The organism is Brevundimonas sp. (genome assembly GCF_003248455.1).
Lineage (GTDB): Bacteria > Pseudomonadota > Alphaproteobacteria > Caulobacterales > Caulobacteraceae > Brevundimonas.
The window spans coordinates 134,705-149,020 of the sequence record NZ_QFNM01000004.1; the positions used below are offsets into that span (position 1 = coordinate 134,705).

Annotated in this window: 10 protein-coding genes and 1 pseudogene; 3 read left to right on the forward strand and 8 right to left on the reverse strand. The window is 67.3% G+C overall.

Features of this window, described 5'->3' with window-relative positions; all coding sequences use genetic code 11:
• Positions 1 to 3: 3 nt before the first annotated feature.
• Complete coding sequence (locus tag DI624_RS02550) at positions 4 to 1,029, reverse strand: LacI family DNA-binding transcriptional regulator (protein ID WP_291535825.1); 1,026 nt, start codon at positions 1,027 to 1,029, stop codon at positions 4 to 6.
• 103 nt (positions 1,030 to 1,132) lie between these two features.
• On the opposite strand from DI624_RS02550, the gene DI624_RS02555 reads away from it, so the two are divergent.
• From DI624_RS02555 to DI624_RS02570, 3 genes and pseudogenes are all read left to right on the forward strand, one after another.
• A complete protein-coding gene (locus DI624_RS02555) occupies positions 1,133 to 3,196 on the forward strand; it encodes a glycoside hydrolase family 97 protein (RefSeq protein WP_291535826.1) in 2,064 nt (687 codons plus the stop codon).
• 118 nt (positions 3,197 to 3,314) lie between these two features.
• Positions 3,315 to 4,803, forward strand: a pseudogene (locus tag DI624_RS02565) (MFS transporter).
• Between the two features lie 9 nt (positions 4,804 to 4,812).
• Positions 4,813 to 7,185, forward strand: a complete 2,373-nt coding sequence (locus DI624_RS02570; protein WP_291535827.1) for a glucan 1,4-alpha-glucosidase — start codon at positions 4,813 to 4,815, stop codon at positions 7,183 to 7,185.
• Between the two features lie 55 nt (positions 7,186 to 7,240).
• Here the strand turns inward: DI624_RS02570 and DI624_RS02575 are convergent, their stop codons facing one another.
• The 7 genes from DI624_RS02575 to DI624_RS02605 all read right to left on the reverse strand — a co-directional run bounded on the left by DI624_RS02575 (position 7,241) and on the right by DI624_RS02605 (position 14,315).
• Positions 7,241 to 7,936, reverse strand: coding sequence for a TorF family putative porin (locus DI624_RS02575; protein WP_291535828.1), 696 nt, complete (start codon positions 7,934 to 7,936; stop codon positions 7,241 to 7,243).
• 79 nt (positions 7,937 to 8,015) lie between these two features.
• Positions 8,016 to 9,296 carry an ammonium transporter gene (locus tag DI624_RS02580; protein ID WP_291535829.1) on the reverse strand — a complete coding sequence of 427 codons (1,281 nt, stop codon included), beginning with the start codon at positions 9,294 to 9,296 and terminating at the stop codon, positions 8,016 to 8,018.
• Between the two features lie 281 nt (positions 9,297 to 9,577).
• Positions 9,578 to 10,681, reverse strand: coding sequence for a 3-isopropylmalate dehydrogenase (leuB, locus tag DI624_RS02585; protein ID WP_291535830.1), 1,104 nt, complete (start codon positions 10,679 to 10,681; stop codon positions 9,578 to 9,580).
• Positions 10,678 to 11,265, reverse strand: coding sequence for a 3-isopropylmalate dehydratase small subunit (leuD, locus tag DI624_RS02590; RefSeq protein WP_291535831.1), 588 nt, complete (start codon positions 11,263 to 11,265; stop codon positions 10,678 to 10,680). The genes leuB and leuD overlap by 4 nt, the downstream gene beginning before the upstream one ends.
• Before the next feature lie 149 nt (positions 11,266 to 11,414).
• Complete coding sequence (gene leuC, locus DI624_RS02595; RefSeq protein ID WP_291535832.1) at positions 11,415 to 12,827, reverse strand: 3-isopropylmalate dehydratase large subunit; 1,413 nt, start codon at positions 12,825 to 12,827, stop codon at positions 11,415 to 11,417.
• A complete protein-coding gene (locus DI624_RS02600) occupies positions 12,820 to 14,064 on the reverse strand; it encodes a 2-isopropylmalate synthase (protein ID WP_291535858.1) in 1,245 nt (414 codons plus the stop codon). Before DI624_RS02600 ends, leuC begins: the two co-directional genes overlap by 8 nt.
• Positions 14,064 to 14,315, reverse strand: coding sequence for an ACT domain-containing protein (locus tag DI624_RS02605; RefSeq protein WP_291535833.1), 252 nt, complete (start codon positions 14,313 to 14,315; stop codon positions 14,064 to 14,066). The genes DI624_RS02600 and DI624_RS02605 overlap by 1 nt, the downstream gene beginning before the upstream one ends.
• Position 14,316: the final 1 nt, after the last annotated feature.

A 14,316-nucleotide genomic window follows, 5' to 3' on the forward strand; every position in this document is an offset into this window, starting at 1 on the left:
GGGTCAGCCGCCGCAGGTCTCGCGGACGATCAGTTCGGTCGGAACGCGCTCGGATCGGCCGACGCCCGTGCCTGCGGATGCGCCGCCGTGATCCAGCAGTTTGGAGACCATCAACCGGCCCGCCTTCATCGTGTCCTGGGAGATGGTGCTCAGCGCCGGGCGCGAATAGCGGCTGAACGGCACATTGTCGAAGCCGATGACCGATACCTGGCCCGGCACCTCGATCCCGGCGTGCAGCAACGCTCGCACGGCCCCAAGCGCGATCTGGTCGGACGCCGCCACCACCCCGTCGAAGGCGACGCCGCGCCGGATCAGGGCGTCCACGGCGGCCTCGGCCGATTCGACCTCGAAATGGGCGGGCACGATCCGTTCGGCGTCCGCCTCCAGCCCGCTCTGGTTCAGGGCGTCCAGATAGCCGCGATGCCGCTGCATCGCCTCGGGCGGGTCCAGGTCGCCCAGGAAGACGATGCGCTTTCGCCCCAGCCGGGCCAGATGCAGGGTCGCGCGGCGCCCGCCCGAAATATTGTCCGAACCGATGGAGCAATAGTCCTGGTCCGGCAGTTCGGCGCCCCAGACGACGAAGCGGTGATCGGCGTCCACCAGCCGGTTGAAGGCCGAATGCAGGCTGGACTGACCCAGGAAGATCACCCCGTCCGCCCGGCTGGTGTTCAGCGCCGCCGACAGCTCGTCGTAGTTGGCGGGCGAGATGTGGCTCATCAGCAAGTCGCAGCCGCGTTCGCGCGCCGCCTCCCCCACCCCCGCCAGAAGCTCCAGGAAGAAGGGGTCGCTGAGGCGTCCTTCCCGGCCCTGCGGGCGCGGCACGACCAGGGCGATGGTGCCCTGGGCGCCGATGGGTCCGGCCGGCATATGGCGCCGGAACGGATAGTCGTGCTCCTTGGCCAGTTTCCAGATCGTCTGTTTGGTGCGGTCGTTGACCGCGGGGCTGTCGTTCAGCGCGCGCGAGGCGGTGGCGATGGACACGCCGGCCAGGCGGGCGATGTCTTCCAGACGGGTGGTCTTGCGGCTCAAGGTCGCGGATCCTCGGGGCAGCATGGCGACGCTGCAAAATTTTCTGCAAATATTTCAGCCACCGTTCGCGGCGGTTGGCAAGAGGCGGCGTGACGGAGTTCCCATGATGCAGCGCAGATCCTTCCTGGCCCTCGGCGGCGTTTCCATCCTGGCCTTCGGCGCCACGGGCGTTCGCGCCCAGACCACATCCGCCCATGCCCGCGCATCGTCGCCGGGCGGGGTGCTGACGGTCGAGGCCTTCGCCGACAACGACGGCCGGCCGATGTATTCGGTCCTGCGTCAGGGCCGGGTCGTGGTGGCGCCGTCCAAGCTGGGCTTTCTGCTGACCGACGCCCCCGCCATCGAGCGCGGCCTGGCGATCGTCGCCAGCCAGCCGGTGACGGTCGACGACACCTGGGAACAGCCGTGGGGCGAGCGCCGCTTCATCCGCAACCACTATAACGAATGGCGTGTCGCCTACGCCGAGACCGCCGGCCTGCAACGCCGCGTGGACGTGGTGTTCCGCCTGTACGACGACGGCCTGGGCTTCCGCTACGAGTTCCCGGACCAGCCCGCCTTGACGACCGTGCGCATCGGCTCGGAACTGACCGAGTTCAACCTGGCGGAAAACGGCGAGGCCCTGTGGTGCCCCGCCTGGGAATGGAACCGCGAGGAATATCTCTACCACCGCACCCCCATCGACGCGGTCGGCAGCGCCCAGACGCCGATGACGGTCAAGGGCCGATCCGGCCTGCACGTCTCGATCCACGAGGCGGCCTGCATCGACTACGCCGGCATGAACCTGCGTCGGTCCGAGGGCACCAGCTTCCGCGCCCAACTGACGCCCGGCCTGACCAATGCGGCGGTGGTGCGCCAGGCCCCGTTCAACACGCCGTGGCGCACGCTGCAGATCGCCGACACCGGCGCGGGTCTGATCGATTCCAGCTTGATCCTGAATCTGAACGAGCCGAACAAGCTGGGCGACGTCAGCTGGTTCAAGCCGATGAAATACGTCGGCGTCTGGTGGGAGATGCACCTGGAGCTGAAGACCTGGGGCTCGGGCCCCAAGCACGGCGCCACCACCGAAAACACGATCAAGCACATCGACTTCGCCGCCAAGCACGGCTTTGGCGGCGTGCTGGTCGAGGGCTGGAACAAGGGCTGGGACGGCCAGTGGTTCGCCAATGGCTCCGACTTCAGCTTCACCGAGGCCTATCCCGACTTCGACATCGAGGCGGTCTGCGCCCACGCCCGGTCGAAGGGGGTGCAGTTGATCGGCCACCACGAGACCGGCGGCAACGCCTTCCACTACGAACAGCAGCTGGAACCGGCCATGGCCCTGTATGAGCGGCTGGGCGTCCATTCGGTCAAGACCGGCTATGTCGCCGATGCAGGCGGCGCGCGCGTGGCCGGGCCGGACGGCCGGATGGTCATGGCCTGGCACGAGAGCCAGGCGATGGCCCGGCATCACATGAAAGTCGTCGAGACCGGCGCCCGCCACAAGGTGGCGATCAACGCCCACGAGCCGTTCAAGGACACGGGCCTGCGCCGCACCTATCCGAACATCATCGGCCGCGAGGGCCAGCGCGGCATGGAGTATTCGGCCTGGGGCAATCCGTCGAACCCGCCCGAGCACGTGCCGAACCTGGTCTTCACCCGTCTGCTGGCCGGGCCGATGGACTATACGCCCGGCATCTTCGGCATGGAGACGCGCAGCCCGCAGGGCGTTCAGACGACCTGGGCCAAGCAACTGGCCTATTACGTCGTCATCTATTCGCCGATCCAGATGGCCGCCGATCTTCTGGTCAACTACGAAGCCAATCCCGGCCCGTTCCAGTTCATCAAGGACGTGCCGGTCGACTGGGAAGAGAGCCGCACCCTCGCCGCCGAACTGGGCGACTACGTCGTGATCGCCCGCAAGGAACGCGGATCGGACATCTGGGCCCTGGGCGCCGTCACCGACGAGAACCCGCGCGTCCTGACCGCCGACCTGGACTTCCTGGACGCCGGCCGCCGCTACCGTGCAGAAATCTACCGTGACGGCCCGGACGCCGACTACAAAGGCAGGCGCGAGGACATCGTCATCGAACAGCGCGAAGTCTCTGCGGCCGACACCCTGACCCTGGCGCTGGCGCCCGGCGGCGGCCAGGCCATCCGCTTCGTGCCGGTCGGAAGGGCGCGGCGGTGACGATGACTACTCAGCCGTATTCCCTGTCGTCGAAATCACACCTGAATCCGTCGTCGAATTCTCTTACGAGCAACACCCCCCTTTCGTCATCCTCAGGCTTGTCCCGAGGGAGGATCGCATGACCCTCCTCGCCCGCCGCCCGCGCCTGTCCGGCCTGGCGATCTGGAACATGTGCGTCGGCTTCTTCGGCATCCAGATCGGCTTCGGCCTGCAGAACGCCAACACCAGCCGCATCTTCCAGACCCTGGGCGCCGAGGTCGATGCGCTGGCCATCCTGTGGATCGCCGCGCCGCTGACCGGCCTGTTGGTCCAGCCGATCATCGGCCATTTCAGCGACCGGACCTGGACCCGCTTCGGCCGCCGCCGTCCCTATTTCCTGGTCGGGGCGATCGCGACCACCCTGGCCCTGATCGCCATGCCCAACAGCCCCAGCCTGTGGTTCGCCGCGGCCATGCTGTGGATCATGGACGCCTCGATCAACATCACCATGGAGGCGCACCGCCGGCTATGCGATGCAGAGTTTCTTCATCGGGGCGGGGGCGGTCTTCGCCTCGGTCCTGCCCTGGCTGCTGTCCAACGTCTTCGGCGTGGTCTCGACGGCCGAGGCCGGCGTCGTGCCCCTGTCGGTCAAGATCGCCTTCTATGTCGGCGCCGCCGGCCTGTTCTCGGCCGTGCTGTGGACCGTGCTGAGCACCAAGGAATACAGCCCCGAACAGATCGCCGCCTTCGAACGCGCCAAGACCGGCGCCGTGGTCGCCGACGACACGCCCGAACCGCCCGCCCGATCGGTTCAGGGCTGGCTGGGCTCGGGCCTTGCCTGCGGCGTCGTCGGCCTGCTGGCCCTGGGCCTGATCACGCTTCTGAACCTTGAGAAGGAGTTGCTGATCCTGGGCGGTTTCCTGGCCGGTTTCGGCCTGTTGCAGATCGCGGTCGGCATGATGCAGCGGCGCGGCATGGTCAACGCCGCGACCGAGATCCTGAACGACATCTTCCGCATGCCCGCCACCATGCGCGGCCTGGCGGTGGTGCAGTTCTTCAGCTGGTTCGCCCTGTTCGCCATGTGGATCTACACCACCGCCGCCGTGACCCGCGTCCATTACGGGGCGACCGACACGACCTCGGCCGCCTATGCGGCGGGCGCGGACTGGGTGGGGGTTCTGTTCGGCGTCTATAACGGCGTCGCCGCCCTGGCCGCCTTCACCCTGCCCGTGATCGCCAGGCGGATCGGGCGAAAGGCGACCCATGCCCTGATGCTGCTGCTCGGCGCGGCGGGCCTGTTCGGCGTCTTCGCCATTCGCGAGCCGGGCTTCTTGTGGCTGCCGACGATCGGTGTCGGCTTCGCCTGGGCGTCCATCGTCTCCATGCCCTACGCCATCCTGTCGGCGGCGGTGCCGGACCGGAAGATGGGCGTCTATATGGGCGTCTTCAACATTTTCATCGTCGTGCCCCAGTTGCTGGCCGCCACCGTCCTGGGCCTGATCCTGAAGACCCTGTTCGACGGCCAGGCCGTCTGGGCCCTGGTCCTGGGCGCCGTCTCCTTCGTGCTGGCCGCCGTCAGCGCGCTTCTGGTGCGCGAACCTATCCCCTCCCCCACGCGCAACCCGTGAGGTTTCTCGATGCGTAAACTCAAGACCTTCTGCCTGGCCGGCGCCGCAGGCCTGGCCCTCGCCTCCGCCGCCTCGGCCCAGTCGGGCGTCGCCCCCGGCGCGCCCGGCGCGCCGCCTGTCTGGTCCAGCGCGGCCAAGACCGGCGCCGGCTCATCCTACGAAGCCTATGTGGACGGCCAGTATCGCGACGGCGGCCCCACGGGCGCGGTGTCCAAGGTCTGGTATTCCATCGCCGACGGCGTCCTGACCGAGACCATGTACGGCCTGATCCACGAGGCCCAGATCAAGGCCCTGCGCTTCGGCCTGGTCACGTCCGACGGCCTGTCGCTGGAAGGCGACGACACCACCGCCAAGACGGAATACATCGACGTGGACGACCAGGGCCGGCCGATGGCGCCGGCCTATCAGATCACCACCCGCGACACGTCCGGCCGCTACGAGATCGTCAAGCGCATCTACAGCGACCCGGACCGCGACGCGCTGGTCCTGCGCGTACGCATCACGGCCCTGAGCGGCCGGGTGACGCCCTACCTGCTGCTGGAGCCGCACATCGCCAACACCGGCGTCGATGACCGGGGCGAAGTCGCGCGCGACGGCTTCCACGCCTGGGAGGGCGCCGCCCATCTGGTCCTGAAGCCCAGCCAGCCGTTCGAAAAGGCCAGCGTCGGCTTCGTCGGCGCTTCGGACGGCCTGACCGATCTGAAGGACGGCAGGCTGGACTGGACCTACGCCTCGACCGGCGACACGGCGGGCAACACCCTGATGACCGGCGCCCTGCCGACCCTGCGGCAGGGTGAGAGCGTGCAGCGCGACTATGTCATCGGCTTCGGTCGCAGCGAGGCCGAGGCGCGCACGGCGGCTGACGGGTCGTTCTCCACCGGCCTGGACGAAGTCCTGGCGCGGTTCGTCGGCGAGGGCGACCGGATCGGCTGGCGCGACTATCTGGCCTCGCTGACCGAACTGCCGCGCATCGCCGAACAGGCGACCGACGGCGGCAAGCTGGCCTACGCCTCGGCCCTGATGCTGAAGGTGCAGGAAGACCGCACCCACGCGGGCGCCCTGATCGCCTCGCTGTCCAACCCGTGGGGCGACACGGTGGACGCCTCCAAATCCTCGACCGGCTACAAGGCCGTCTGGCCGCGCGACTTCTATCAGGTGGCCATGGCCCTGGCGGCGCTGGGCGACAAGGAGACGCCGCTGGCGGCCTTCAACTATCTGCCCCAGGTCCAGGTGGGGCCGAACACGCCAGGCAACACCGGCGTCGGCGGCTGGTTCCTGCAGAAGACCCATGTGGACGGCGAACTGGAATGGGTCGCGGTCCAGTTGGACCAGACGGCCATGCCGATCATGCTGGGCTATCGTCTGTGGAAGATGGGCTGGCTGTCCGACGCCCAGATGACCGAACGCTACAACGCCATGCTGAAGCCGGCGGCCGACTTCCTGGTCGACGGCGGCAAGATCGGCCTGTTGTGGAACGACGCCGAGATCAAGCCGCCCTTCACCCAGCAGGAGCGCTGGGAGGAGCAGCAGGGCTACTCGCCGTCATCGACCGCCGCCGTGGTCGCGGGCCTGACCGTCGCCGCAGAGATGGCCCGCGCCTCGGGCGACGAAGCCGGAGCGAGCCGTTATCAGGCTGCGGCCGACAGCTATGCGTCCAAGATCGAAGACCGGATGTTCACCACCAACGGCGACTTCGGCGACGGCCGCTACTACATTCGCATCACCCAGAACGAGAACCCGAACGACAAGGCCCCGATCGGCGCCGCCAACGGCCAGATCGCTCCGGCCGAAGACCGCGTCGTGGACGGCGGCTTCCTGGAACTGGTGCGTTATGGGGTGCGCAAGGCCGACGATCCGCGCATCCTGTCCACCCTGCCCGTCTATGACGATCAGTCGCTGGAGCCGCTGTACCGCGTCCGTTACGACTTCGGTCCCGAGGGCGACAAGACGCCGGGCTGGCGCCGCTACGGCGTCGACGGCTATGGCGAGGATCATCTGACGGGCGCCAACTACGGCGTCGGCGGCGAGATGAGCCCCGGTCAGCGCGGCCGGGTCTGGCCCTTCTTCACCGGCGAACGCGGCCATTACGAACTGGCCCGCGCCAGCGTGAACGGCGCGCCCTCGGCCGCCGACATCGCCGCCATCCGCCAGACCTATGTGCGCGGCATGGAGCGGTTCGCAAACGGCGGACTGATGCTGGCCGAACAGGTCTGGGACGGGGTCGGAAATCCGACGGCCAAGGACTACGCCCTGGGACAGAACACGGATTCGGCCACGCCCCTGGCCTGGACCCACGCGGAATATCTGAAGCTGCTGCGATCGCTGGCCGACGGCAAGGTCTGGGACAGCTACGATCCGGTCCACGACCGTTACGCTCGCTGAATGAAAAAGGCCCCGGAGATCGCTCCGGGGCCTTTCTCTTCTAAGTCGGTTGGGATCAGAAGGCGAGCTTGATCGCGCCAACGACCCGGTCTTCCGCGCCGGGCACGCCATCGACGTCGGTGTCGTAATAGCGGACATCCACCCCGATCTTGTCGGTGAGGGCATAGCCCACGCCGGCGTTCCAGGTGGTGTAGTCGTCGGTCACATTAAGCCACTGCTTGCCGACGGCGCCCGAGATGGTCCACTTGTCAGCCGGGCTAAAGGCGGCGTTGATCTCGGCATAGGTCGCTTCGTCATCGACGCCGAAGAAGTCGGGCGAGTAATAGACGGCCGCGCCGAATGTGGCGGGACCTACGGCGCGCGACGCCGCAGCCTTGAACTCGGCGTAGTTATAGTCGGCGCCGTCCGGCTCTCCGGCGTACAGGTAGCCGATCACGCCGAAGTCGAGCGCGAAGCCGCCCGCCTCGGTGCGATAGCCGCCATAGACATCGATCTCCGCGTCGGTGTCGTCGCCGAAATCGACGTTCGAGGCCCAGGCGCCGGCGTAGAAGGCGCCCGAAGTCAGGTCGACTCCGCCCTGGATCGCCGGATCCTCGCCCGTCTGGCTGAAGCCGCGGAAGACATAGTCGCTGACGACGCCCACGTTCCAGGCGACCTGCACGTCGCTTTGGGCGGAGGCGGGCGTCGACAGACCGATCAGGGCGGCGGCGACGGTTGCGGCGGCGGCCGCACGAAACAGGCTCTTGGTCATATCTGTATCCCCTTGTTTTTGATTTTTCGAACCGCAGTTAAGACCGGGCGCGGGGTAGAAGCCGCGCCCGGCCGCCGGATCAGGGCTCCAACGCTTCGCCGTGCAGCGAAGTGTCCAGGCCGGCCGTTTCCTCCGCCTCGCTCACGCGCAAGCCCGTGGTGAACTTGCAGACGAACAGGATGATCAGGGTGCCGATGGCGCTGTAGACGATGGTCCAGAGCAGCCCCAGGGCCTGGGCGCCGATGTTGGCGCCTTCCGACAGGCTGTTGATCGCGGTGGAGGCGAACACGCCGGTCAGCAGGGCGCCGATCAGGCCGCCCGCGCCGTGGATGCCGAAGGCGTCCAGGCTGTCGTCATAGCGCAGCAGCTTCTTGATCCACACCGACGAGGCGTAGCAGACCGGCCCGGCGATCAGGCCGATGATCACAGCGCCCTTCGGATCGACGAAACCGGCCGCCGGGGTGATGGCGACCAGACCGGCGACCACGCCCGACAACATGCCGATCAGCGAGACCTTCTTCTTCTCGATATATTCGACGATCTTCCAGGTCAGGGCGGCGGCGGCGGCGGCCAGCAGGGTGTTCAGCAGGGCCACGCCCATCAGGTCGTTGGCCGCGCCCGCCGAACCGGCGTTGAAGCCGATCCAGCCGACCAGCAGCAGGCTGGCGCCGATCATGGTCAGGACCGGATTGTGCGCCAGGATCGGCTCGACGCCATACCCCTTGCGACGGCCGAGAACGATGGCGCAGACCAGACCCGCGACCCCCGAGTTGACGTGAACGACCGCGCCGCCGGCGAAGTCCAGCACGCCTGCCGAGCCCAGGAAGCCGCCGCCCCAGACCCAATGGCAGATCGGCGCATAGACCAGCAGCGACCACAGGGCGGTGAACAGCAGAAGCGCGGAATATTTCATCCGCTCGGCGAAGGCGCCCGTCACCAGCGCCGGGGTGATGATGGCGAAGGTCATCTGGAACGAGATGAACAAAAACTCGGGGATCCCCGGCAGCAGCGCGTTGGCGGTCTGTAGCGACACGCCGTTCAGGAACAGCATGTCCAGGCTGCCGATGAAGGGCTGGAGCCCTGCGTTGCCATTGGCGCCGAACGCCAGGCTGTAGCCGGCGATGAACCACACCAGCGACACCACGGCGAAGACGCCGACCGATTGGGTGATGGTGGCGATGACGTTCTTCTTGCGCACCATGCCGCCGTAGAACAGCGCCAGACCGGGAAGGGTCATCAGCAGGACCAGGGCGGTGGAGGTGCCAAGCCAGGATGCGCCAGCGCTATCCAGTTCCAGGGCCGCTTGGTGGCCCAGAAGGGCCGGCGCGGCGGCCTGTGCGTGGGCAGATCCGGCGGCCATCAGACAAAGCGTGGGAAGGACGAGGCCGGCGGCCCCGATAAGTCGTTTTTCGATCTGCGACATGAAATAGTACCCCCTATGCAATCTCGCAGTTGCGAAGGTTTTACCGCATTTGCGTCGTGCGCAAGGGGATTGGCGGCGAACAGCGCAACTTTCTTGCAACGGTACGGTCATAAAAAGTTAAGGCCGCAAAATCTTTCGATTATGCGCCCTTAGCAAGCAGTCGCTATGCCGTTACAGCCAAGGTTGACGAAAGGATTTTCGCGCCCTGCCGTCGCCGATTACGCCCAGTGCATCTGCACCCGGTGCGCCGCCGCCCAGTGGATGGCCCGAATGGCGTCGATCACGGCCTCGGTGGCGGCGCGCGTGCCCAGTTCGCCGCCCAGATCGGCGGTCACGGCTCCCGCGGCCAGAACGGCGGCGACGGCGGCCTCGACGGAGTCGGCTTCGTCTTCCAGCTTCAGGCTGTGACGCAACAGCAGGGCCGCCGACAGGATGGCGCCGACCGGATTGGCCAGATCCTGCCCGGCGATGTCGGGCGCCGAGCCGTGGATCGGCTCGAACAGGCCCGGACCTTCCGCGCCCAGCGAGGCCGACGGCAATAGGCCGATGGAGCCGCCCAGCACCGAAATCTCGTCCGACAGGATGTCGCCGAACATGTTCTCGGTCAGGATGACGTCGTATTCGCGGGGCTTTCTGATCAGGTGCATGGCCATGGAATCGACCAGGGCGTGTTCCAGCTCGATGTCGGGGAACTCCTCGGCGTGGATGCGGCTGACGACCTCGCGCCACAGACGGCTGGTCTCCATGACGTTGGCCTTGTCCACCGACGTCACCTTGCCGCGACGCTGGCGCGCGGTCTGGAAGGCGGCGCGGGCGACGCGCTCGATTTCGACCACCGTATATTCGCACAGGTCGGTCGCGCCCTTCTCGTCGCGCGTCTTCTTGCCGAAATAGACCCCGCCGGTCAGTTCGCGGAAGACGATCAGGTCGACCCCCTCGACGATCTCCTTCTTCAGAGGCGAGCGGTGGGCCAGGACCGGCGAGACCTGCAGGGGACGCAGATTGGCGAACAGGCCCATCAGCTTGCGGATGGCCAGCAGCCCCTGTTCGGGCCGAACCTTGCCGCCGTCCCACTTGGGTCCGCCGACCGCACCCAGCAGAACCGCATCGGCGGCGACGCAGGCGTCCTGCGTTTCCTGCGGCAGGGCCTCACCCGTGGCGTCGATGGCGGCGCCGCCGATCAGATGCTCGCTGAAAACGAAATGATGGCCGTAGAAGTCGCCGATCACGGACAGGACGTCGCGTGCGGCGCGCGTCACCTCGGGCCCGACGCCGTCCCCGGGCAGCAGGACGATGGTGTAGGTCTCGGCGGCGGTGGTCATCTTACGGTCTCTCTCGATCGCTCGTAGGCTTCGATCTCGGGCATGTTTGATTGCAGCCAGCCCAGGGTGTCCACCCCGTCCAGCAGGCATTGGCGGGCGAAGGATTCGACCCCGAACGGCACGGGCTCGGCATTGCCCCGCTGGATCTGGTTGGCTTGAAGGTCGATCGTGACCGGCTGATCCGGCTGCGACGCCAGATCGTCCCACACGGCCTGGCTGACGACGATGGGCAGAAGGCCGTTTTTCAGCGCGTTCGATGTAAAAATGTCAGCGATCTCGGTGGAGATCACCGCCCGGAAGCCATAGTCCAGCAAGGCCCAGGGGGCATGCTCGCGCGACGAACCGCAGGCGAAGTTCCGGCCGGCCAGCAGGATGCGGTGCTCCGCCGGGTCGATCCGATTCAGGACGGCCTCGGGCTTCTCCGATCCATCGTCCTCGTAACGCCAGTCATAGAAGGCGGCCTTGCCCAGACCTTCGCGCGTCGTCGTCGTCAGGAACCGCGCGGGGATGATCTGGTCGGTGTCGATATTGGCCTGGCTCAGCGTGACCGTCTTCGAGGTCAGGGTGGTGAACGGCTCAGGCATGAGAAACTCCGCTCATCCCCGCGAAAGCGGGGACCCAGTTCTGTGGGCGATAGCTCTTGCCACTCACATTGCGACGGTCATTCCTCACAGCGTGCCTTACGAAAGCACTGGGTCTCCGCTTTCGCGGGGATGAGCGGAAGGGGGTGAAGTCACGCATTCGCCGCCTCCTGCAGATAGACGCGCGGATCGGTCAGCACCCCGGCCACCGCCGTCGCCGCCGCCGTAGCCGGGCTGGCCAGGATGGTGCGGGCGTCCTTGCCCTGGCGCCCTTCGAAATTGCGGTTGGAGGTCGAGACGGCCAACTGTCCCGGCGCGACGAAATCGCCGTTCATGGCGATGCACATCGAACAACCGGGGATGCGCCATTCGGCCCCGGCGGCGATAAAGACCTGGTCCAGGCCTTCCGCCTCGGCGTCGCGCCGCACGGCTTCGGAGCCCGGCACCACCAGCATCCGCAGACCCGGCTTGACCTTGCGGCCGCGCAGCACCTCGGCGGCGGCGCGCAGATCGGGCAGACGGCCATTGGTGCAGGAGCCGATGAAGACCACGTCCACCGGCTGACTGGTCGTCGCCTCGCCCGCCGTGAAACCCATATAGGCGATGGCCTTGCGGTCGCTGTCCGACTGCGGCTGTGGGACCGGCGAGCCGATGGGCGCCCCGGCGTCCGGGGTCGTGCCCCAGGTCGCCATCGGCCGGATGGCGGCGCCGTCGATCACCACTTCCTTGTCGAAGACCGCGCCCGGATCGGTGGCCAGTTTCAGCCATTCGGCCGCCGCCGCCTCATAGTCGGCGGGGACGTGCTTGCGGCCGCGTAGCCAGTCGATGGTCGTCCGGTCCGGCGCGATCATGCCCGCGCGGGCTCCGGCCTCGATGGACATGTTGCACAGGGTCATCCGCCCTTCCATATCCAGCGAGCGCACGGCCTCGCCGGCGTATTCGATGACATAGCCGGTGCCGCCGCCGAAACCGATGGCGGCGATGACGGCCAGGGCGACGTCCTTGCCCGACACGCCCGGCTGTAGTTCGCCCGTCACCGTCACCCGCATGGCCTTGGCCCTGCGTTGCAACAGGCACTGGGTCGCCAGCACATGGCCGACTTCCGAGGTGCCGATGCCGAAAGCCAGCGCGCCGAACGCGCCGTGGGTCGCGGTGTGGCTGTCGCCGCAGACCACCGTCATGCCCGGCTGGGTCAGGCCCAGTTCAGGCCCCATCACATGGACGACCCCCCGGTCCTCGGACCCCCAGCCCGCCAGGGGCACGCCGTGGGCGGCGCAGTTGCGCTCCAGCGTATGGACCTGGGCCTCGGCCTGGGCGGTGACATAGGGTTTCAGGCCGTTCAGCCCCGCCGGCAGGGTCGGGGTCGAATGGTCCAAAGTCGCATAGGTCCGGTCGGGGCGGCGGACCTTCAGGCCCCGCGCCTCTATCTCGCTGAAGGCCTGGGGGCTGGTGACTTCGTGCACCAGATGCAGGTCGACATACAGCACCCCCGGCGTCTCGGCCGTTTCGGCCCTGACGACGTGCGCGTCCCAGACCTTGTCGAACAGGGTCTTGGGATCAGGCATATTGGACCACGACCTCGGACACGCCGTCGACACGGTCGATGATCGCGATCAGTTCGGCGTCGTTGATCTCGCCGATCTGGTCGGCGCGCTGTTTGAAGCTCGCGACCACGGCGGCCAGACGCTCGCCCTCGATGGGACGGCCGAGGGTCTCGGCGCGCTTGGCGATGGCGTGACGGCCCGAATGCTTGCCCAGGACGAACCAGCTGCCCTCGAAGCCCACGTCCTGAGGCCGCATGATCTCATAGGTGCGGCTGTCAGCCAGCATGCCGTGCTGGTGGATGCCGGCCTCGTGGGCGAAAGCGTTGACGCCGACCACCGACTTGTTGCGGGCGATGACCGTCTCGGTGATCTCGCACAGGATCTTTGAGGCGCGCACCAGATGACGGCTGTCGGCGCCGGTCGTGACGCCATAGCGGTCCTCGCGCACCTTCAGGGCCATGATCACCTCCTCGATCGAGGCGTTGCCGGCCCGTTCGCCGATGCCGTTGATCGCGCCCTCGACCTGGCGCGCCCCACCTTCTACGGCGGCCAGGGAGTTGGCGACCGCCATGCCCAGGTCGTCGTGGCAATGAGCCGAGAAGATCACCTGCGGATGCCGCGCCTTGATGCGGGCGGCCAGATAGGCGAACCGCTCGCGCACCTCTTGCGGCGTCGCATAGCCGACGGTGTCGGGTACGTTCAGGGTCCGCGCCCCGGCGTCGGCGGCGGCCTCCAGCACATCGGCCAGGAACTCGGGCTCGGTGCGGAAGGCGTCCTCGGCCGAGAATTCGACGTCGTCGAACAGGGTGCGCGCATATTCCACCGACCGGACAGCCGTCGACAGAACCTCGTTGGTCGACATCTTCAGCTTGGCCGCCCGGTGGATCGGGCTGGTGGCCAGAAAGACGTGGCAACGGCGATTGGCCCTGGGCGCGGGTTGCAGGGCGCGGAAGCTGGCGTCGATGTCCTTTTCATTGGCGCGCGACAGAGAGCAGAAGATCGGTCCCTCGACTTCGCTGGTCACGCGACGGATGCAGTCCTCGTCGCCGGGCGAGGCGGCGGCGAAACCGGCCTCGATGACGTCGACGCCCAGATCCCGCAGGACCTGGGCCATCTTGACCTTGGCCTGGGCGGACATGGAAAAGCCCGGCGCCTGCTCTCCATCCCGCATCGTCGTGTCGAAGACGATGACGCGGTTCGGATCGGCCGCGATCTGTTCGGTTCGCGACCCGCCGGATACTCGTACGTCGGAGCCCATCACGCGGCCTCGGATTGAATAATGTCGTTTGAGATGCGGCGCATGCCGAACAGCCGGTCGATCTGGCGACCCAGATTGTCCACGCAGCGTCCGGCGTCGCGGCCGCGCACGGTCAGGGCGATGCGGCGCAAGGCGCCTTCATCGGCCATGTTGATGCCGTCGATGTGGAAGCCCCGGCGCTCCACCAGGCCGATGAGCCGCTGAAGCGAACCGTCCGCACGGTCGATCTGGATGTGGATCGTGTCGCTCATC

What these genes read in the sequence shown, in the direction of transcription:
- DI624_RS02555 (WP_291535826.1), top strand. Translation starts at nt 1,133, where the DNA reads ATGATGCAGCGCAGATCCTTCCTGGCCCTCGGCGGCGTTTCCATCCTG.
- DI624_RS02570 (WP_291535827.1), top strand. Translation starts at nt 4,813, where the DNA reads ATGCGTAAACTCAAGACCTTCTGCCTGGCCGGCGCCGCAGGCCTGGCC.
- DI624_RS02575 (WP_291535828.1), bottom strand. Translation starts at nt 7,936, where the DNA reads ATGACCAAGAGCCTGTTTCGTGCGGCCGCCGCCGCAACCGTCGCCGCC.
- DI624_RS02580 (WP_291535829.1), bottom strand. Translation starts at nt 9,296, where the DNA reads ATGGCCGCCGGATCTGCCCACGCACAGGCCGCCGCGCCGGCCCTTCTG.
- leuB (WP_291535830.1), bottom strand. Translation starts at nt 10,681, where the DNA reads ATGACCACCGCCGCCGAGACCTACACCATCGTCCTGCTGCCCGGGGAC.
- leuD (WP_291535831.1), bottom strand. Translation starts at nt 11,265, where the DNA reads ATGCCTGAGCCGTTCACCACCCTGACCTCGAAGACGGTCACGCTGAGC.
- leuC (WP_291535832.1), bottom strand. Translation starts at nt 12,827, where the DNA reads ATGCCTGATCCCAAGACCCTGTTCGACAAGGTCTGGGACGCGCACGTC.
- DI624_RS02600 (WP_291535858.1), bottom strand. Translation starts at nt 14,064, where the DNA reads ATGGGCTCCGACGTACGAGTATCCGGCGGGTCGCGAACCGAACAGATC.
- DI624_RS02605 (WP_291535833.1), bottom strand. Translation starts at nt 14,315, where the DNA reads ATGAGCGACACGATCCACATCCAGATCGACCGTGCGGACGGTTCGCTT.